Annotated in this window: 17 protein-coding genes; 12 read left to right on the top strand and 5 right to left on the bottom strand. The window is 60.7% G+C overall.

Translation table 11 applies throughout. The features are described from left to right. Position 1 precedes the first annotated feature (1 nt). Positions 2-2,161, bottom strand: a complete 2,160-nt coding sequence (locus EGY12_RS13185; RefSeq protein ID WP_123894017.1) for a TonB-dependent siderophore receptor — start codon at positions 2,159-2,161, stop codon at positions 2-4. 188 nt (positions 2,162-2,349) lie between these two features. On the opposite strand from EGY12_RS13185, the gene modE reads away from it, so the two are divergent. The 9 genes from modE (at position 2,350) to gpmA (ending at position 11,416) form a co-directional block, all read left to right on the top strand. Continuing rightward, positions 2,350-3,141, top strand: coding sequence for a molybdenum-dependent transcriptional regulator (gene modE / locus EGY12_RS13180; protein ID WP_123894015.1), 792 nt, complete (start codon positions 2,350-2,352; stop codon positions 3,139-3,141). Between the two features lie 90 nt (positions 3,142-3,231). Beyond that, the gene (modF, locus tag EGY12_RS13175) at positions 3,232-4,719 is read left to right on the top strand and encodes a molybdate ABC transporter ATP-binding protein ModF (RefSeq protein ID WP_123894013.1); all 1,488 of its coding nucleotides are present in this window, start codon (positions 3,232-3,234) and stop codon (positions 4,717-4,719) included. Between the two features lie 95 nt (positions 4,720-4,814). Continuing rightward, on the top strand, positions 4,815-5,387 hold the full coding sequence (locus tag EGY12_RS13170; RefSeq protein WP_123894011.1) for a cysteine hydrolase family protein: 573 nt from the start codon (positions 4,815-4,817) through the stop codon (positions 5,385-5,387). A 166-nt stretch (positions 5,388-5,553) separates the two neighbouring features. Continuing rightward, a complete protein-coding gene (locus EGY12_RS13165) occupies positions 5,554-6,372 on the top strand; it encodes a CPBP family intramembrane glutamic endopeptidase (RefSeq protein WP_123894009.1) in 819 nt (272 codons plus the stop codon). Positions 6,373-6,659: 287 nt separating this feature from the next. Further along, entirely contained in the window at positions 6,660-7,712 is a 1,053-nt protein-coding gene (gene galT, locus EGY12_RS13160) for a galactose-1-phosphate uridylyltransferase (RefSeq protein ID WP_123894007.1), read from the top strand. Beyond that, positions 7,709-8,860, top strand: coding sequence for a galactokinase (galK, locus tag EGY12_RS13155; RefSeq protein ID WP_123894005.1), 1,152 nt, complete (start codon positions 7,709-7,711; stop codon positions 8,858-8,860). Before galT ends, galK begins: the two co-directional genes overlap by 4 nt. After that, entirely contained in the window at positions 8,854-9,903 is a 1,050-nt protein-coding gene (galM, locus tag EGY12_RS13150) for a galactose-1-epimerase (RefSeq protein WP_123894003.1), read from the top strand. The genes galK and galM overlap by 7 nt, the downstream gene beginning before the upstream one ends. Positions 9,904-10,100: 197 nt before the next feature. Further along, on the top strand, positions 10,101-10,448 hold the full coding sequence (locus tag EGY12_RS13145) for a PsiF family protein (RefSeq protein WP_123894001.1): 348 nt from the start codon (positions 10,101-10,103) through the stop codon (positions 10,446-10,448). A 215-nt stretch (positions 10,449-10,663) separates the two neighbouring features. Then, positions 10,664-11,416, top strand: a complete 753-nt coding sequence (gene gpmA / locus EGY12_RS13140; RefSeq protein ID WP_004939834.1) for a 2,3-diphosphoglycerate-dependent phosphoglycerate mutase — start codon at positions 10,664-10,666, stop codon at positions 11,414-11,416. A 47-nt stretch (positions 11,417-11,463) separates the two neighbouring features. On the opposite strand, the gene EGY12_RS13135 is transcribed toward gpmA, so the two are convergent. From EGY12_RS13135 to aroG, 3 genes are all read right to left on the bottom strand, one after another. Next, positions 11,464-12,510: a M48 family metallopeptidase gene (locus tag EGY12_RS13135; protein WP_123893999.1), complete on the bottom strand. Its 1,047-nt coding sequence runs from the start codon at positions 12,508-12,510 to the stop codon at positions 11,464-11,466. 7 nt (positions 12,511-12,517) lie between these two features. Further along, a complete protein-coding gene (locus EGY12_RS13130) occupies positions 12,518-13,708 on the bottom strand; it encodes a YjgN family protein (protein ID WP_123893997.1) in 1,191 nt (396 codons plus the stop codon). A 267-nt stretch (positions 13,709-13,975) separates the two neighbouring features. Beyond that, on the bottom strand, positions 13,976-15,028 hold the full coding sequence (aroG, locus tag EGY12_RS13125) for a 3-deoxy-7-phosphoheptulonate synthase AroG (protein WP_123893995.1): 1,053 nt from the start codon (positions 15,026-15,028) through the stop codon (positions 13,976-13,978). A gap of 212 nt (positions 15,029-15,240) precedes the next feature. Between aroG and EGY12_RS13120 the strand changes: the two genes are divergently transcribed. The 3 genes from EGY12_RS13120 to zitB are packed head-to-tail and all read left to right on the top strand — an operon-like array spanning position 15,241 to position 20,005. Continuing rightward, entirely contained in the window at positions 15,241-15,846 is a 606-nt protein-coding gene (locus EGY12_RS13120; protein ID WP_123893993.1) for a response regulator transcription factor, read from the top strand. Continuing rightward, a complete protein-coding gene (locus EGY12_RS13115) occupies positions 15,843-19,043 on the top strand; it encodes an ATP-binding protein (protein WP_123893991.1) in 3,201 nt (1,066 codons plus the stop codon). The genes EGY12_RS13120 and EGY12_RS13115 overlap by 4 nt, the downstream gene beginning before the upstream one ends. Beyond that, positions 19,043-20,005, top strand: coding sequence for a CDF family zinc transporter ZitB (zitB, locus tag EGY12_RS13110; RefSeq protein WP_123893989.1), 963 nt, complete (start codon positions 19,043-19,045; stop codon positions 20,003-20,005). The genes EGY12_RS13115 and zitB overlap by 1 nt, the downstream gene beginning before the upstream one ends. A 35-nt stretch (positions 20,006-20,040) precedes the next feature. Here zitB and pnuC read toward each other — a convergent pair whose 3' ends face one another. Beyond that, on the bottom strand, positions 20,041-20,766 hold the full coding sequence (gene pnuC / locus EGY12_RS13105; protein ID WP_123893988.1) for a nicotinamide riboside transporter PnuC: 726 nt from the start codon (positions 20,764-20,766) through the stop codon (positions 20,041-20,043). Positions 20,767-20,776: the final 10 nt, after the last annotated feature.

Raw genomic sequence — 20,776 nt, 5'->3', positions numbered from 1 at the left:
GTCAGAACCTGACCGATACGAAGGTTTCATAGCTGCGCGGCGGCGCGATCAGCGCCTGGTCCGGGTAGGTGCGCTGATAGGCGTACAGCTGGTTGGTAGCGTTGCGAATGCGAAAACCGACATCAACGATCGGCGTCAACTGATAGTCCGCCGCCAGATCGAGCGTGGTGTACGCGCGCATCTTGCGCTGATTGGCGTCGTCGTTGTAACTGCTGCCGACGTAGCGCAGTGAAGAAGCCAGCCCCAGGCGTTCCGTCGCCTGATAATGCACGCTGAGGTTGGCGGTCCAGTCCGGGATATAGGCCGGGAGATTGCCGTTGTAGCTGCGCAGCGGGCTGCCGCCGCGGTAGTCGTCGTAGCGGGCATGCGTGTAGGCGGCGTTGCCGGCCAGCTCCCAGCGCTCGTCGGGACGCAGCACCACGCCAAGCTCAATGCCGCGCGACGTCTGCCTGCCTACCGCGTTCAACGCATCCGGCCGCTGCGCGTCGGGCACAAACAGGTTGTCCTTGCGCAGTTCATACAGCGCCAGCGTCGCCTCGCCCTTGTTACCCCAGAACTGCCCTTTGGCGCCGGCCTCCCACTGGCGCGCTCGTGTCAGCGGCAGATCGGTCTGCGTTGGGCTGAGGAAGAACAGATCGTTGCCAGGCTCCTGGCCGGTGGTGTAGTTGGCGTAGAGCGTGAGGTTATCGGTCAATGCATAGCTGGGGCCCAGGCTCCAGGTGCTGAAAACGTAGGTGTGCGCGCGGCTCTCTTCCTGCGGCCCCTGGAAGCGCCAGTCCATGTTCATATGGTTGTAGCGCAGCTGGCCCAGCAACGCTAAACGCTCGGTCAGGCTGAAGCGATCCTCGAGAAAGGCGGCGTACTGGTTCTGGGTGACGTGGCGCACCGGCGCGCGTTGGCGGTCGGTACCCTGGGCGAACGGCTCTCTGGGCGGCGCGCCAAGCGGTACGTCTTCCGAGCCGGGGAAACCGTTGGAATAATACTGAAAATGCCGCTTGCTCAGATCGAGGCCGACCAGCAACCGGTTATCAAAACCGGCGATGGCGCGGTCGAACACCAGCGAACTGCGGTTGCCGATCAGATCGTCGTCGTGCGCCAGGGCGCCGAAGGAGTCGCGATTGACGTCGCCGGGCCGGGCCGCCGCCGCGACGCGGAAGCGCTCGACGTTACGCCATTCGCGAAAGCCGCTGTAGTAATAGAATTGGTTATGCCATTCCACTTCGGGCGTCATAAACCAGTCCAGGCTGGCCTGAAATGCGGTGGCGTTGCTCTGGATGCGGCTGTCGGTCAGGTTGTTGTAATTGATATCGCGCAGCTCGCCGGCAATACGCCCGTCCAGCAGCGGCGTGCCGTAGTAAGGATTGTTGGTGCGGTTGAGCATGCGGTCCAGGCTCAGCGTCAACAACGCATCGTCCGTCAGCTTAAACAGCAGCGAGCCGGAAACCCGCTTCTGCCGATCGCGTTCATACTGCACGTTGCTGCCGCTGTCGTTGCCGCTGACGTCCAACCGGTACGCCACCGCATCGTCCACCAGCGCGCCGCCGGCCCCCAGATGCAGACGCTGGCTGCGGTAGCTGCCGAAGCCATAATCGAGCTCGAGCGGCTGGCGGCTGAAGGTCGGCCGCCGCGAAATCAGGTTGACGCTGCCGCCTGCGGCGCTCAGGCCGTTCAAGGCCGATCCCGGCCCGCGCAGTATCTCGATGCTGTCGTAATGCGCCGGATCGCCCAGCTGCAGCGTGCTGCCAGGCATCTCTACGCCGTTATACAGCCAGGCGATAGGCCGGAAACCGCGCGCGGAAAAGTTGTTGGACAACGTTGGCGAAGCGACGCCGGACAGACCGGTGGCGTGCTCGACGGCGGCGGCCAGCGAGCGATCGCCCCGCTGTTGAATCGCCCGTGCGCTGATGATATCGACGCTGCGCGGCGTCTCCCGAGCGCTCAGCCCGAGCTGCGAAGCACTGCGGCTCACGGCGCTCAACGCATCGTAGCGCCCGGCGGGGGCCACCGCCTCCACGGTGAGCTGTTCTTCGCATCCCGTAGCATTGCGAGCTTTATCGCAGTCGGCGGCGAAAGCCAGCGGCGCCGTCAGTGCGCCGCCGACCCAGGCGGCAAGGCATAAAGATTTTCTGGGCGTGCCAAAACGCCGGTGTGTCGTACTCATGTGGAGCATCCCTGTGGTGAAATAAAAACCGGCCGCAGCCGGCGTAAAGCCTTATCGTTTTTCTGTTATGTTATATTATAACAATAAAGCAATACCAGTCTTTATTGCCCCGCGCTCCACCGCAGTGCGTTTGGCGCTTTGCCGCCAAATCGGCGACAATAAGATTTTTGCTGCCGACAGGATGCGCTATGCAGGCCGAAATTCTTCTTACTCTTAAACTCCAGCAAAAGCTGTTCGCCGATCCGCGCCGCATCGCGCTGCTGAAACAGGTGCAGCACACCGGCTCCATCAGCCAGGGCGCCAAACTGGCGGGCATCAGCTATAAAAGCGCCTGGGACGCCATCAATGAAATGAACCAGCTGGCGGAACAAACGGTGGTGGAACGCGCCACCGGCGGTAAAGGCGGCGGCGGCGCGCAGCTGACGCACTATGGCCAGCGGTTGATCCAGCTGTATGACCTGCTGGGCCAGGTGCAGCAAAAAGCTTTCGACGTGTTGCAGCAGGACGATCTGCCGCTCGACAGCCTGCTGGCGGCCATCTCGCGCTTCTCGCTGCAAACCAGCGCGCGCAATCAGTTTTTCGGCACCGTCATCGAACGCGATCATCAGCAGGTGCAGCAACACCTGGCGATTTTGCTGAACGACGGCACTACTCGCCTGACGGCGGCCATCACCCAGCAAAGCGCCGACCGACTGCAGCTGACGCCGGGCAAAGAGGTGTTGGCGCTGATCAAGGCGCCCTGGGTGCGGTTAAGCGTCGATACGGCAGAACATGCCGGCGCGGATAACGTACTGGCGGGCGTGGTGGCCGGCATTCAGCCGGGTGCCGAACACAGCGAGGTGCTGGTGACGCTGGCGGGCGGCGAAACCCTGTGCGCCACCCTGACGACGGCGGAGTTGCAGCGTCTGCAGCTGAGCGTCGGCACCGCCGTACACGCCCTGTTCAACGCCGATCGCGTGATTGTTGCCACGTTGTGTTAAGCGCAACGTGACGTTGCGTTTTTGTTGATTGACATCCCCCTGCAATACGCCTATTTCTAAGGCAAATAATTGCAAAAAAAGGAACAGGTGATGTCGTCGTTGCACATTTCGCAAGGTTCATTCCGCTTAAGCGATACCCGCACCCTGACGCTGGAAGCGCTCGCGATACAGGCAGGCGACAGCTGGGCCTTCGTCGGCGCCAACGGCAGCGGCAAATCCGCCCTGGCGCGCGCGCTGGCCGACGAACTGGTTCTGCTGAGCGGTGAACGCCGCAGCGATTTTCAGTACGCGGTGCGCATCTCCTTCGAACAGCTGCAAAAAATGGTCAGCGACGAGTGGCAACGCAACAACACCGATCTGCTCAGCGCGGACGAAGACGACACCGGCCGCACCGCAGCGGAAATCATTCAGGAAGAAGTGAAAGACGCCGCGCGCTGTGAGCGGCTGGCCGCGCAGTTCGGCATCACCGCCCTGCTGACGCGCCGCTTCAAATACCTCTCCACCGGCGAAACGCGTAAAACCCTGCTGTGCCGGGCGCTGATGCCCGAGCCTGACCTGCTGATCCTCGACGAGCCCTTCGACGGGCTGGACATTCACTCGCGCGCGCAGCTCGCCGCATTACTGAGCGAGCTTTCCGCCCAGGGCCAGACCCTGGTGCTGGTGCTCAACCGGTTCGACGAAATCCCGGATTTTGTCCGGCAAGTGGGCGTGCTGGCGGACTGCACCTTGACCAGCCGCGGGCCGCGCAGCCAGGTGATGGCGGACGCACTGGTGGCACAGCTGGCGCACAGTGAAAACCTCAGCGGGTTGGCGCTGCCGGAGACAGAGGATCCGACGCAAAAGGTGGCGCTGCCGGCGGATCGGCCGCTGATCGTCCTGCGCGACGGCGTGGTCAGCTATAACGATCGGCCGATCCTCAATCATCTCGACTGGCAGGTTAACCCCGGTGAACATTGGCAGATCGTCGGCCCGAACGGCGCCGGCAAATCCACGCTGCTCAGTTTGATCACCGGCGATCATCCGCAGGGCTACAGCAACGATCTGACGCTGTTCGGCCGCCGCCGCGGCAGCGGAGAAACCATCTGGGAGATCAAGCGCCATATCGGCTACGTCAGCAGCAGCCTGCATCTGGACTATCGCGTCAACACCAGCGTGCGCAACGTGGTGCTGTCGGGGTTCTTCGACTCGATCGGCATTTATCAGGCGGTGTCGGATCGTCAGCGGCAGCTGACCGAACAATGGCTCGCGCTGCTCGGGCTCGACGGCGCGCGCGGCGACGCTCCGTTCCACAGCCTTTCCTGGGGGCAACAGCGGCTGGCGCTGATCGCTCGCGCGCTGGTGAAGCACCCGGCGCTGCTGATCCTCGACGAGCCGCTGCAAGGGCTGGATCCGATCAATCGCCAGCTGGTGCGCCGCTTCATCGACGTGTTGATCGGCCAGGGCGCCACCCAGCTGCTGTTCGTCTCGCACCATGCCGAAGACGCGCCGCAGTGCATCACTCACCGCCTCAGCTTCGTGCCCGACGGCGAGGGCGGCTACGGCTACCAGCAGCAACGACTGGAGGCGGCCTCCGCCTGAAGCGCGGCGTAAACATATCCGGCAACACTTCACCGCAGCACATCACATTTGGCCTTTTATCATAGAAAGAAAGAAGGCCATTTTCTGGAGACGCCATGTCCGCTGCGTTGATTATTATCGACCTGATCGAGGATCTGATCGGGCCCAAAGGGCGCGCCAACCACTGCCGCGAACAGGTGCTTGCAACCCACCTGATCGCCAACGTCAATGCCGCCGCAGCCTACGCCCGGGTACGAAAAATCCCGGTGATTTGGGTGCGGGTGGGATTCGCCGACGATTATCATGATATTCCCCCCCACTCGCCGCTGTTCAACCATTTGAAACAGATAGGCGCGCTGCGGCTTAACAGCCCAGGCTGCCGCTGGATGCCCGAACTGCATCAGGAAGAGACCGATCTGCTGTTTGAAAAAACGGCGGTTAGCGCTTTCTCCGGTAACAATTTGTTAGCCTGGCTACGGCAGCATCGGTGCCATCATCTGCTGCTGGCGGGCGTCAGCACGCCGCTGGCCATCGAGAGCACCGCGCGTCAGGCGCACGACGCCGGCTTTCAGGTGACCGTGCTGCACGACCTGTGCGCAGCCCCCACGCAAGAGATCCACCAGCAGAGCCTGGACACCCTGCAAAACCTGGCCGAGATCACCCGTTCACAGGCCTGGATGAAAGGCTGAGCTCAATACCGCCGGTCGTGTGGGCCGGCACCATGCATGAATGCGTCACTGCACCGACCTTTAACGTCATTCTGGTGTGCTACTATCCGCTTTAGCGCTCAATTTCGCCATCATCGCACGCCGCAAAGGCGCTGAGCGCCGTGTACATATTTTAAAGGGACATATTATGTGGGGCGTACTGGCTGCTTCGTTATTTTTCTTGCCGTTTAACCGGCTGATAGCCTGGGTGATCCTGGCCGCCTCGGCGGGCATGGGGCTTTATCATGGGGTACTGACGCCACTCAGCCTGGGTTGCCTGTTGGCCATCGTTGCGCTGGCGGGGCTGCGTCACCATTTTCGTGAGCAGCGTAATCTGGCGATCGCGTTCGAAGGGTTGGTGGTCGCCGGCTGCGTCGCGCTGCTCCTGCACCTGGTGCCGGGCATCCACAACCAGCTGATGATCGACGGCGAAAAAGCCGGCCCGCTCAGCGCGCCGTTCACCATGTATTACAACTTCGACAAGGCGATGGTGCCCTTTCTGCTGTTCGCCTGCTTGCCCACGCTGTTTTCCGCCGAACGCGGCGGCAACGCCGGCAAAGCGGGCTGGATTGCGCTGGTGCTGGCCGTGCCGGCGCTGTTGCTGCTGGCCGTGGCGCTGGGTGGCTTAAAAATCGAGCTGCATGCCCCCGCCTGGATGCTGCCATTCGTAATGGCTAACCTGTTCTTCGTCTGTATGGCCGAAGAGGCGCTGTTTCGCGGCTACCTGCAACAGCGCCTCAGTCAGTGGCTGGGGGCCTGGCCGGCGCTGATCGTCGCCGCCCTGGTGTTCGGCGCCGCGCATTTGGCCGGCGGGATGCTGATGGTGATCTTCGCGACGCTGGCCGGCGTGATCTACGGCCTGGCATGGATGTGGAGCGGCCGCCTGTGGGTGCCGATTCTGTTCCATTTCGGGCTTAACCTGACTCATCTGCTGTTCTTCACCTACCCGCTGTATCAGCACGCCTAACGGCTGACGCCGGCAGAGAGTCTCTCTCTCTGCCGGCTGGTCAAGGTGAAAACGCTATCACCAACACCGCACGGCAACACCTCACTTTCCCCTGTTGAATCTTTCTCTCCGCTAATCAGGTGCTTTTCACTCAAGTGTAAACGATTCCATTTTTCGCGTTAGATCACCTTTTTATCGCCGCAGGCATGCTATCTTTTTGCGCAATGAACTTTCCCTTTTCAGCAACGAGCGTATCAAGACGGCGGATGAAAGCGATTACACCTCGTCGACGCCAAGAAAGGAACCGTATGACGGCATTTAACCCTATCGACCATCCACACCGCCGCTACAACCCGCTGAGCGGCCAGTGGGTGCTGGTCTCACCGCACCGCGCCAAGCGCCCCTGGCAGGGCCAACAAGAGGCCGTCCCCACGGAAACGCTGCCGGCACACGATCCCGATTGTTTCCTGTGCCCCGGCAACGCGCGTGTCACCGGCGATCGCAATCCGGATTATCACGGCACCTACGTCTTCACCAACGATTTCGCCGCGCTGATGAGCGATACGCCGCCGGCACCCGACAGCCAGGATCCTTTGATGCGCAGCCAGAGCGCACGCGGCGTCAGCCGGGTGATCTGTTTCTCTCCCGATCACAGCAAGACCCTGCCCGAATTGACGCTGCCGGCGCTGGAGCAGGTGGTCGCCGCCTGGCAGGCGCAAACCGATGAGTTGGGTAAGCACTACCCTTGGGTGCAGCTGTTCGAAAACAAGGGCGCGGCGATGGGCTGCTCCAACCCGCACCCGCACGGGCAGGTCTGGGCCAACAGTTTTCTGCCGAACGAAGCTGAGCGCGAAGATCGCCTGCAGCACGAGTATTTTCGGGAACACGCCTCCCCGCTACTGCTGGACTATGCACAGCGCGAGCAGGCCGCTGGCGAACGCATCGTGGTGAACACCGAACACTGGCTGGCGGTAGTGCCCTACTGGGCCGCCTGGCCGTTTGAAACGCTGCTGCTGCCGAAAGCGGCGGTGCAGCGCATCACCGATCTCAACGCGGCGCAAAGCCGCGATCTGGCACTGGCGCTGAAAAAGCTGACCAGCCGCTACGACAACCTGTTCCAGTGCTCCTTCCCCTATTCGATGGGATGGCACGGCGCGCCGTTCAACGGCGCCGACAATCGGCACTGGCAGCTGCACGCCCATTTCTACCCGCCGCTGCTGCGTTCAGCCAGCGTGCGCAAATTTATGGTCGGTTACGAGATGCTGGCAGAAACCCAGCGCGACCTGACCGCCGAACAGGCCGCAGAGCGTCTGCGCGCCGTCAGCGATATTCATTACCGTGAAGCCGGAGCCCAAGCATGAGCCTGAAACCGCTTACCCATTCCCTGTTTGCCGAACACTTCGGCTACGCGCCGGCGTTGACCATCCAGGCGCCGGGGCGAGTGAACCTGATCGGCGAGCACACCGATTACAACGACGGCTTCGTGCTGCCCTGTGCCATCGATTATCAAACCGTCATCGCCTGTGCCCAGCGCGATGACCGCCAGATCCGCGTACTCGCCGCCGATTATCAGAATCAGCTGGATCAATTCTCGCTCGACGCGCCGATCGTCAGCCATCCCGATCAGCGCTGGTCCGACTATGTACGCGGTGTGGTGAAGCACCTTCAGCGCCGCAACGCCGACTTCGGCGGCGCGGATCTGGTGATCGCCGGTAATGTGCCGCAAGGGGCGGGGCTCAGCTCCTCCGCCGCACTGGAAGTGGCGGTGGGCCAGGCGCTGCAGGCGCTCTATCAGTTGCCGCTGGACGGCGTCACGCTGGCGCTGAACGGCCAGGAGGCGGAGAACCAATTCGTCGGCTGCAACTGCGGCATTATGGACCAGCTGATCTCCGCGCTCGGCCGGCGCGACAGCGCTCTGCTGATCGACTGCCGCTCGCTGGAAACCCGTGCGGTGCCGATGCCCGACAACATCGCGGTGGTGATCGTCAACTCCAATGTGCAACGCGGGCTGGTGGACAGCGAATACAACACCCGCCGCAAACAGTGCGAAGAAGCGGCGCGTTTCTTCGGCGTCAAGGCGCTGCGCGACGTCAGCCCCGAACAGTTTGAGGCGCGTCAGCACCAGCTCGATCCGTTGGTGGCCAAACGCGCGCGCCATGTCATCAGCGAGAACGCCCGCACGCTGGCGGCGGCCGAAGCGCTGGCGGCCGGCGATCTGCAGCGCATGGGCCGGCTGATGGCGGAGTCGCACGCCTCGATGCGCGACGACTTTGAAATTACCGTGCCGCCGATCGATAAGCTGGTCGAGATCGTCAAAGCGACGATCGGCCCACGCGGCGGCGTGCGCATGACCGGCGGCGGCTTTGGCGGCTGCATCGTCGCACTGATGCCGCAAGATCTCGTGGAGACGGTGCGTGCCGCCGTGGCGCACGAGTATACGCGGCAAACCGATGGATTGCGGGAAACGTTCTACGTCTGCCAGGCTTCGCAAGGTGCCGGCCTATGCTGACGTCAATGACGGCAGTCGCACCCGATGGGCAGCCTTACCAGCTGACACAACTGCAAAACGCCGGCGGCATGACGGTGACGCTGATGGACTGGGGCGCCACCTGGCTGTCCGCCGTCTTGCCGCTCAAATCCGGTGAAAGGCGCGAGCTGCTGCTTGGATGCCGCAGCCCAGCGGACTACCAACGCCAGAGTGCCTATTTGGGTGCTACCGTCGGCCGCTACGCCAACCGTATCGCCAACGCCAGTCTGCCTATCGACGGGAAACCCCATGCGCTGATCGCCAATCAGGGCGCCCACCAGCTGCACGGCGGCCCCGACGGTTTCCATGCCCGCCGCTGGCGCCGGGTACAGCATGATGCGCAGCAGGTCTGCTATGCACTGCACTCGGCGGATGGCGATCAGGGCTTTCCCGGTAATCTCGAGGTGCAGGTTTGCTATCATCTGACCCACGACAATCGCCTGGAAATCAGCTATCTGGCACGGGTTGACCGCCCCTGCCCGGTCAACCTGACCAACCACGCCTATTTCAATCTGGACAGCGCCGACACAGACAGTGACGCCCGCGCCCAGCGCCTGCAGTTGTTCGCCGATCGCTATCTGCCCGTCGATTCCGAGGGCATTCCCTGCGCCGAGCTGACGCCGGTGGACGACAGCGGCATGGATTTTCGCCAGCCGAAAACGCTGCTGCAGGATTTTCTGCGCGACCGCGACCAGCAACGGGTGAAAGGCTACGATCACGCTTTCCTGCTGCACCGCACCTGCGGCGCGTTGGAGAGCCCGGCGGCCCATTTGTGGTCCGCCGACGGGCAAGTTCAGATGAGCGTATTCACCGATGCACCCGCGCTGCAACTCTACAGCGGCAATTACCTGGCGGGCACGCCCGCGCGCAGTGGCGGTAGCTACGCCAATCATGCCGGTGTGGCGCTGGAAAGCGAATTTTTACCGGACAGCCCGCACCATCCGGAGTGGCCGCAGCCGAACTGCTGGCTGCAACCGGGGAGCTACTACCGCAGCGCCACGCATTATCAGTTTTATCCTATCTGACCCGCCACGCCCCTTGCCATGCGGCCGGGGGCGATTTGTTATAAATGCTTACCTTTTAGCGCTCTCCCCCCGCCGGAGCTCACCTTTCCTTATTCCAAAGTGCGCACTACACTCAGGCTACCGTGATAAGCACAACGCCTTGTGCAACGTCACAATTTTCGGCCGATGGCGGCCAATCAATAGCTGAAGGAACACCTATGCGTCTGATTACTGCACTTCCATTGCTGGCGGGCTTAATGCTGAGCACCAATCTGATGGCGGCCGACGCGACGACGGCGACGAAAACGCCTTCGCCGGCGCAGACGGCCCAGCAGAAACGCATGACCGATTGTAACCAACAGGCATCCACCAAGTCGCTGAAAGGTGCGGATCGCTCCACCTTTATGAGCACCTGCCTGAAATCCGAAGGCACTGCCGCGACGGGCAAAACCCTGACGCCGCAGCAGCAGAAAATGAAAACCTGCAACGCCGACGCCAAGACCAAGAATCTGAAGGGCGACGCGCGTAAAACCTTCATGAGCAACTGCCTGAAAAAATCGGCCTGATTTGCCCCACGCCACGGCGCGGCCAAAGCGATTTCGGCGCGCCGTTTCTCCCTCCCAGCGCCAGCCTGAACGATTCAGCTTTTTCCTTTCGCCAGCCCTTACTTTGCGGCAAGAAATTGGCTATGGTTAGACACTATCGATTGCCGAGCCCTGGCCCGCGGCAATATAATGATTTTCGTTATCATTGAAATGTCAGATTATTAAGGAGTTAAGCTATGGCTGTAACTAAGCTGGTTCTGGTGCGTCACGGCGAAAGCCAGTGGAACCAAGAAAACCGCTTCACCGGTTGGTATGATGTTGATCTGTCCGACAAGGGCCGCACCGAAGCGAAAGCAGCAGGCAAGCTGTTGAAAGAAGAAGGTTTCACTTTCGACTTCGCTTACACCTCCGTACTGAAGCGCGCGATCCACACCCTGTGGAACATCCTCGACGAGCTGGATCAGGCCTGGTTGCCGACCGAAAAATCCTGGAAGCTGAACGAACGTCACTACGGCGCGCTGCAGGGTCTGAACAAAGCGGAAACCGCTGAAAAATACGGCGACGAGCAGGTGAAACAATGGCGTCGCGGCTTCGCGGTGACCCCACCAGAACTGACCAAAGAAGACGAACGTTACCCTGGCCACGATCCGCGCTACGCCTCTCTGACCGAGCAAGAGCTGCCGCTGACCGAAAGCCTGGCGCTGACCATCGATCGCGTTATCCCTTACTGGGACGAAGAGATCCTGCCACGCATCAAGAGCGGCGAGCGCGTGATCGTTGCGGCGCACGGCAACTCGCTGCGCGCACTGGTGAAATACCTGGATAACCTGAGCGAAGACGAAATCCTCGAACTGAACATCCCAACTGGCGTGCCGTTGGTATATGAATTCGACGAGAACTTCAAACCGACCAAACGTTACTACCTGGGTAACGCCGACGAGATCGCTGCAAAAGCGGCGGCCGTGGCAAACCAGGGTAAAGCGAAGTAATTTCGCCCGTTAACGAGAAAGCCCCCGGTGAAAACCGGGGGCTTTTTTTATTGCTGTCGCGGCTGCTGCGCCATCGCCTCATTCACCGCCTCCAGCCGTTCTTGCATCGCCGGATGGGTGCTGAGCCAGGCCGGCAGCGTCCAGCCATCAGCCGTTTCACGTTCAGGCGCCTGCGCCAACGCACGGTAGATCGCCGCCATCTCCGCCAGCGAACGCCCCTGGCGCTGCATTTGCGCAATGGCGAACGCATCCGCCTCGCGCTCCATCCCGCGGGAAAACTGCATCTCATTCACGAAGGACGCAGACTGCAGCAGTGTGTCGCCGATGCCACTGACGTCGCCGGTCATCCACATCAGCGTCAACGCCACCAGTGACGAACGCACCAGCATGCGCATCGGGTGGCGATGAGCGTGGTGCCCCATCTCATGCAACATGACTGCCGCCAGGGCGTCGTCGTTTTTCGATAGGGCGACCAGACTATCGCTGAGTACCAGCGTGCCATCTGGCAACATAAAGGCGTTCGGCGCACCAGGCACCGCCATCAGTTTCAGCGACAGCGGTGTGCGCTCCTCACGCATCTCGGCCGGCATCACCTGCCGGAACAGCCGCTGCAACGCCTGCTGCCGCTCGGCCGGCAATGCCGAGGGCTCGAAACCGCTCTGGCTCAAGAACGTCTGCGTATGTTCGCCCAGCGTCTGTTCCACCGACGTGGGGATACGCATGGCGATCTCGCTGCTCGCCCACGGCAATACCACATATACGTAAGCCACGACCGTGAACAGCGTCATCAGCAGCGCCAGGGCGACGCCGCGTTTATGGCGTTCCAGGCGATGCACCCAACCCGGCGAACGGCGCTGATAGAACCAACGACGAAAGGCCGCGTCGTCATCCGGCACAAAGCGCGCGCCGTCGCTGAAAGTCAGCGTCAGTGGAATATTGCCCAACGCAGCAGAGACGGTGATGTCCGCCAATGGGATATAGCGCTGCTCATCCTGCCGCTGCAGCGTCACGCCCTCGCCGCTTTCGTTCACCAGCAGGCGGGCCGCTTCACGTGCGGCCCGCCCCGGCAACTGATAGGCGCCCTCGAGGATCATTGGCGCCTCAGAAACTGCCGCCCAGATCCAGCGCCTGTACCGCTTCTTCGGCCACCGCGCTGTTGGCCGTTTCCTGATGCGCCGCGATGTCCAGCAACGCCAGATCGCCTTCGACCGACGTACACTCCGCCAGATAACGGGCGTGACGCACTTCCGCCACCGGTACGGCGAAACCGAACGAGAACAGCGTGATCAGGGTATTGGTGATCAACAGTCCCATATACGGCAGCGTTTGCATGGAAGAACGCAGTTTGATGCTGCCGTTCAGCGTCGCCTGGTTAAACAGATAGTTGCGTTGTGCGACGATCTGATAGCTGCCGGAAATCAAGGCGCCAATCAGCAATATCACCATCATCAGCAGCAAACTGCCAATATTCTCCAGCACCAGCAAATCGGCGGTTTCATCCGTCAACATACCCATTAATACCATTTGGTACAGTGACAGGATAAACGACCCCATACACACCAGCGCAGCCAACATGAACGGCAGGAAAATGAGCAGGCCGATCAAGGCAAATTTGATGAAGGCCGACTTTTTCAGCTCGGCAATAAACGGCGTGCGGCCGAAGAACAGATTATTGACGTACAGATCGTGCTGCAGCGCGCTAATAATACCGTTGACGGCAGCAAATGCCGGCACGGCCAACATCAGCGTTAACACCACCATCAGGCTGATGGCGTTGATGCTGCCTAAGCCGCTGCCAATGCTGAGCAAAATGATTAAGGCGACATAAAGCCCAATAATCAGTAATAGCGGGCAGAACAGTAACGCCCAATAAGCGCGTCCGGTGCGGCAGACATAATTAAAACGCACGCCGCGATAGCTCGACATAATCGCATTGTAGCGCCAGCTGCGAATAACGATCCACGGCAGCAGGGCCAGCAGTACCAGTAAAGCCAGCAGCCCCAGCAGCGGCATTACCGCTAACAGGATATAAAACACGATGATGCCGCCGATCACCAACAGCCGCCCTTTCAGAATTTGCAGCGGTTGCGCATGGTAATCGAAACGATCGCCGTCCAATTCCGTGTTGCCGTAAAAATAGCGACGACGACGTACTGTCGCCCAGGCGGAATAGATACCCAGGGTCACGATGGTCAATAATGCGTTGACCAACCAAATCGCGAAGTACTCACCACCTTTCCCATGGAATTTAAGCCGGTGCAGCCCCAGCGGCTGCGAGGTATTGCTTGTCATAATTCTTTCATCCTGAAAGTAATAGGTCATACCACCCCCGCTTATTCGTTATGCGCGGTTTGTGGAATAAAAAAGCGTCTTATATAAGCACAATGCCACGAGCAGTGACAATTATTCTTTTATTAAATAGGAATAGTGCGAAGGTGGTCGCTTAATGATTTAATTGGCCTATTAATTGTAAGCCTTAAATTAGCGGGATAGATATAGAGAAGTGCAATGATAAGGAGTAAACAAGGGCCCGCTGCCGGACCCTGTTCATTTTTGCGATTATCCGCGGCGCGCTTTCACCGCCGCCGCCAGATCGCGCAGCACGGTTTCGGTGTCCTGCCAGCCGATGCAGCCGTCGGTCACGCTCTTGCCATAAACCAGCGGTTCGCCGCTTTCGAGGTTCTGGTTGCCTTCGACCAGGTGACTCTCAATCATCACGCCGATAATCGCTTTTTCACCGCCGCTAATCTGCCCGCAAACGTCAGCGCTCACGTCCATCTGTTTTTTGAACTGTTTGCTGCTGTTGGCATGGCTGAAGTCGATCATCACCTGCGCCGGCAGCCCGGCTTTGCTCAGGCCGGCTTTGACGTCTTTCACGTGCGCCGCACTGTAATTCGGCTCCTTGCCGCCGCGCAGGATAATGTGGCAGTCGCCGTTGCCGCTGGTGTTAACGATCGCCGAATGGCCCCACTTGGTCACCGACAGGAAGCAGTGCGGCGCACCGGCGGCGTTAATGGCGTCGATCGCCACTTTGATGGTGCCGTCGGTGCCGTTCTTGAAGCCGACCGGACAAGAGAGGCCTGAGGCCAGCTCGCGGTGAACCTGCGATTCCGTGGTGCGCGCGCCGATGGCGCCCCAGCTCATCAGATCCGCCAGGTACTGCGGCGTGATCATGTCGAGGAATTCCCCGGCGGCCGGCAGGCCGCTGTCGTTGATCTCCACCAGCAGCTTGCGCGCCAGACGCAAACCGTCGTTGATGTTGAAGCTGTTGTCCATCTGCGGATCGTTGATTAGGCCTTTCCAGCCCACGGTGGTGCGCGGTTTTTCGAAGTATACGCGCATCACTACTTCCAGCTCGCCCTTCAGTTCTTCACGCAGCGCCAGCAGACGCTCTGCGTACTCTTTGGCGGCTTTCGTGTCATGGATAGAGCAAGGGCCAATCACCACCAGCAGGCGATCGTCGCTGCCGCGGAGGATATTGTGAATTGCGCTGCGGGCCTGGGACACCGTCTTTGCTGCGCGTTCAGTGGCCGGGAATTTCTCCAGCAGAGCCACTGGCGGCAGGAGTTCCTTAATATCATTAATGCGTAAATCGTCGTTTTGGTAATTCATAGCTTTTCCATTCGGTATCGAGGGGTATTTCGCAGTGCGTAACGGTGTAGATCCAAACAATCTAGCCTGTGGGAATGGCGCTGTAAATCACCTTTACCCCCCTCCTCTGGAACCGCCAAATTAACAGCAGATTGTGCTGTTTCATCAGGGGAGCGCAGAGCCTCCTTTTTCGCTATGCTAGCGATAGGAATATAAAGTGACACGAGTTGAACATGCCCTCTCTGTTATTAGTTGATGACCACCCGGTGGTTCATGTCGCACTGGAAGCGGCGCTAATGAAATCATCCCGCACCTACCGTCTGCAGGCAGCGCAGGACGACATTCAGGCGCTGGCCCTGTTGGCTGGGGCCACTTTCGGCCTGGTGATCCTGGATATCGGTCTGCCGCAGGTCGACGGGCTGCAGCTGTTGAAAAAAATCCGTCGTCGCTACCCGCAGCAGCCGATCCTGATCTATACCGCGCAGGAAGCCGAGGTCTATGCGCGTATGGCGCATGCCGCCGGTGCCAACGGTTTCGTCAATAAAGGCAGCTCTCTGGCACAGCTGGTGCAGGCGATCGAGCAAGTGCTGGACGGTGAAACCAGCTTCCCCGCCGCCGCGCTGGCGGAAGAGGCGCCGACGGCGGAAGGCGGGCTGCTCACCCCCAAGGAACTCGAGGTGCTGGGCTTGCTGAGCCAGGGGTTGTCCAACCTGCAGATCGCCGATCGGCTGCACATCAGCAACAAGACCGTCAGCACGCACAAGAAAAACATCCAGCGCAAAACCGGCGCCGGCAACCTGCTGGAGCTGGTGGCGGTGTTTAAAGAGTTGGCGCCATGATGCGCCGCGCCCTGCTGCTGCTGCTCCTGTGGTGCGGTCTGGCGCAGGCGGCGGAGCCGGTGCGCTACCAGCTGGTCAGCAACCTGAATACGCCCGAGAACATGCTGATCGTCGGCGAGAAAAACCCTTGGCGCGACCGTATGCTGCGCGTCGGTATCATCAGCGAGAACACCAGCCCGTACAACATCATCGTGGACGACGATCTGTATGGGCTGAACGCCGACTACCTCGGCTATATCCAGCAGGTGACCGGTATTCGCTTCGCCATTTACGGCTTTGCCGATCTGAAGCAGCTGGAGCAGGCGCTGCACGACGGCAAGATCGATCTGCTGTACGGCATCCCGCAGAGTGAAGCGCTGCACGGATTGGCGCTCTCTCAGCCCTACTACGTCAGCAACTTGCGCGTATTGCGCGATCGCAGCAACGATCGACCGGTAATGCTCAATTCCGCCAACGCCCGCGTCGCGATCGGCGCCCTGACCGATATGCAGTCCGGCGGCGCTTTGCAAGCGGTCGCGTCGCAGATCCAGCGCTATGACAACAATCTGCAGGCGGTTTACTCGCTGCTCAACGGCAGCAGCGACTACTTTATTGCCGATGAGGCCAGCGCCAGCTTTATCATCGACCAGCTGCAGCTCGGTCAGCTCTATCAGATTGAAAGCAATGAGAACCTGGGCAACCTGTCCTTCGTGTTCGCCGCCGCCGACTCACGGCTGATAGACACGCTGGACACCGCCATCGCCGACGCGCCGATGGAGCTGATGAATGCCCTGCAGAGCCGCTGGAGTAAAAAGATCCCCAGCTACCTCGACACCGGCAATGCCGATCTGACGACGATGGAGAAGAATTGGGTGGCGAGCCACCGCGTGGTTTACTACGCCGCCATCGAGAACAACTTCCCGTTCGCCTACCGCGGCTCCGACGGCCAGCCGCGCGGCTACGCCATCGACATTCTCAACATCATCGCACAAAACACCGGGCTGCGTTTTGCGCCGCTGTGGGCACGCAACGCCGAGCAGGCCGATCGGTTGGTGCAATCCGGCCAGGCCAGCTTCCGTGCCGCCCTGCCGCTGGCTCGCGGCGTCAAGGCGCGCTACGGTGCCAGCATGCCGATCCATCGTTCGCTGTGGGGCGTTTACGTCGGCCAGCATGCCAACGGCATTTCCACCTGGAGCGATCTGACCGGTAAGCGCATCGGCGTGCTGCAGGGCGACTTGGCGCAGGGGCTGGTGCCGGAACAGGAACAGACCATCAGCTTCGACGACAGCAAATCCATGTACGACGCGCTGGCCAACGGCCAGCTGGATGCCTTGGTGGATAACGTCATCTCCGCCAACTTTTTGGCGCTGTCGCGCTATTCCGGCGCCATCAAGCTGGCCTTTGCCGCCAACAACATCCCCTATCCGGTAGCCTTCGGCGTGCGCCGCGATCAACCTCTTCTGTTGGCAATCCTCGATAAGAACCTGATGCAGATCCCGGCGGACACCCTGCAATCGCTGCGCGACGAGTGGATCGTCGATCGCAGCAACCTGATCGACGCCGTGAACGACAACCGCATGCCGCCGCAGACCACCTGGCTGCTGGCACTGCTGGCCGCCGCCACCGTGTTGCTGCTGGCGCTGACGCTGCGCCGTTTCATGCTGCAGCGCCGTGAAAAACGCGAACGCGAAGAGCTCGAACACGCGCGCCGCCGCGCCGAAGCGGAAAACCGCATGAAGAGCAAATTCCTCGCCACCGTCAGCCACGAGCTGCGCACGCCGATGCACGCCATCCTCGGCCTGCTGGAGCTGGAGCTCAAACACCAACCCGCGCCGGAAAGCCTGCCGGTGATTTACAGCTCAGCCTCTTCGCTGCTCAACCTGCTCAACGACCTGCAGGATCACGCCCGACTGGAAACCGGTTCGCTGACGCTGGCACCGAAACCGGTAGCGCTGCGCCCTTGGGTGGCGCGTATCGACGCCCTCTACCGGCCGCTGATCGGCGAACGGCCGTTGACGCTGAGCGTGGTGGCGGATCCGGCGCTGCCTGAGGCGGTGATTATTGATGGTGAGCGTTTACTTCAGGTAGCTAACAACCTGATAAACAACGCGATAAAGTTTACGCCGCGCGGCACTATTCAGGTCGAGATCGGCTGGCGCGCGCAGGATGAGCGGCAGGGGGAATTGCGATTAACGGTGAACGACAGCGGCTGCGGCATCGCCGCCGATGAGATAGGCAAGCTGTTCCAACCGTTTTACCGTGCGCGCGGCGCGCAACGCATCTCGGTGCAAGGCACCGGTTTGGGGCTGTCTATCTGCAAAGAGATCGTCGAACAAATGGGCGGCCGCATTGAGCTGCAATCGCAGCCGGGCATCGGCACCCGCGTCGAGGTCACGATACCGGTCGAGCTAAGCGGCGCGGCGCCGGCTGTCGCCTCGGAAGAACACACCTTTGCTCTGCCGCCTTCCGCCTTGCGCACCGCGCTGATCGACGATCACCCCACCAACCTGTTGCTGATGGAACGCCAGCTGCGCCACTTCGGGCTGCAGCCCGCGCGGTTTGAACAAGGCTATGCGTTGTTGAAGGCCCAGCGCCGGCAACCGTTCGATCTGCTGTTTATCGACTATAACATGCCACGGCCGGACGGCCTGACGCTGGCCAGGCTGATCCGCCGCGACGAACAACGGTTGCAGCGACAACCTTGCCGCATTGTGCTCTGTTCGGCGGACGTGCAGGAGTTTACTCGCATTCCGCCGGGGTTGGTGGCGATCGATCACTTCCTGACCAAACCGATTTCACTGGCGGCGATCGGCCAGGTATTGGCTCAGCAACCGCAGGTTCAGGAAGAAAAGTCAGTCCTTACTGACCTGCGACAAACGCTGGCCGAAATGGCGGGTGGCGATCGCGCCATGGTACAGCGGTTGGCGCAGACGCTCAGCGATACGCTGCAGCAAGACCGGCAGCGGCTCGCGGATGCCGTCGCTGCAAGCGACTGGCCGCGCCTGGAGCAGGCGGCGCACCGCATCAAAGGCAGCCTGCTGATGCTGCAGCTGCCGGAAGCCGCGCAGCTGTGCCAGCAACTGGTAGAAACCGCACGTCGGGGCGAGTTTGCTGCCGCCGCTTATACTAAATTAAAGGCGTTAATGGCGCAGATAGTGCCGGAGCTGGACGCTCTGCTCGCCGCCGCCCCCTCTTTCGCAATGCATAAGGATGAATAATGTCGGACACTCCACACATACACCTGCCGAAAGACAGTAATAGTAAACGCCTACTGACCGCTTTTTTAGTCACCGCAGTCTTCATGGTGGCCGAAGTGGTCGGCGGCCTGTTGTCCGGCTCGCTGGCGCTGTTGGCCGATGCCGGCCACATGCTGACCGATGCCGCCGCGCTGCTGGTGGCACTGATGGCGGTACACTTCTCCCAGCGCAAGCCCAACGCGCGCCACACCTTCGGCTATCTGCGCCTGACCACCCTGGCGGCCTTCCTCAACGCTGCGGCGCTGCTGGTGATCGTGGTATTCATCCTGTGGGAGGCGATACGGCGTTTCTTCGAACCGCAGCCGGTGATGGGTACCCCAATGCTGATCATCGCCATAGCGGGGCTGCTGGCGAACCTGTTCGCCTTCTGGCTGCTCCATCGCGGCAGTGAAGAGAAGAATATCAACGTGCGCGCCGCCGCACTGCATGTGCTGGGCGACCTGCTCGGTTCAGTGGGCGCCATCGTCGCCGCCATCGTCATTCTTGCCACCGGCTGGACCCCGATTGATCCGATCCTGTCTGTGCTGGTCTCCTGTCTGGTGCTGCGCAGCGCCTGGCGGCTGCTGAAGGAGAGTTTCCACGAGCTGTTGGAAGGCACGCCGCAGGAGGTCGATATCGCCAAGCTGCAAAAAGACCTGTGCCTGAATATCCCGGAAGTGCGCAACATCCATCACGTGCATGTCTGGCAGATCGGCGAACAGAAGCTGATGACGCTGCATGCGCAGGTGATCCCGCCGCATGACCACGATGGGTTGTTGCAACGCATTCAGGCTTATCTGTTGGAACACTACAAGATTGGCCACGTGACCATTCAAATGGAGTACCAGCACTGCGAAACGCCGGACTGCGGTATTAACCGGGCGCCGGAGCCGAGTGAACACTCACATGCCGAAGCGCACTCCCATCTGGGACATCGCCACTAAGCCAAGAGGGCGCCACCACGGCGCCCTCTGCATTGTTACGGTGCGGAAGAGAGCGGGTTGGAACGGTTGCGCCCGGCGCTCTTGATCCACAACCAAGAGCCGTTCAGGGCGATCAGCGTCAGAATGACGTATTCCAGCGCCATCGCGTACACGCCCTGGTAGGCGAAGATCGCCACGCTGATGACATCGATAACCACCCACAGCAGCCAGTTTTCCACGTATTTGCGCGTCATCAGAATCATCGCCACGATGGAGAGCACCATCATCGCCGAATCCCAGAACGGGAACGCGTCCGGCTGCAGCTCAGGCATCCGGACGTTCAGTCCCAGCCCTTGCATCACCGTTACCGCAACCTGCGTCAACCAAGCGAATACGCGGTCGATATTGAAGGTCATCAGGCCGATACCGATAACGCAGACCGCCGCCCAGGCCAACGCCTTCGGCAGCGGCAGCCAGCGGATCTGCAGTTCAGCCTGATTATCCTGGGTTTGTCGGCTCCAGGCATACCAACCGTAAATGTTGGCGCCGAAAAAGAACAGCTGCAGCAGCAGGCTGGCGTACAGCTGGATCTGGAAGAAAATCACCGCGAACAGCGTGACGTTGATCAGGCCGAACAGGTAGTTGATGATTTTTTCCTTGCTGGCGTACCAGATGCACAGCAACCCGAATAACGTGCCGATGGCTTCGATCCACGACAGATCGTAACCGCCCGCGCCAAGCGGAATATGCACCAGAATATTGCTGGTACTGAAGAAACTCATGAGGTCATCC

The organism is Serratia sp. FDAARGOS_506 (assembly GCF_003812745.1).
Taxonomy (GTDB): Bacteria; Pseudomonadota; Gammaproteobacteria; order Enterobacterales; family Enterobacteriaceae; genus Serratia.
The sequence above is the reverse complement of the archived record's forward strand: the minus strand, read 5'-3'. Positions and strand labels throughout refer to the sequence as shown.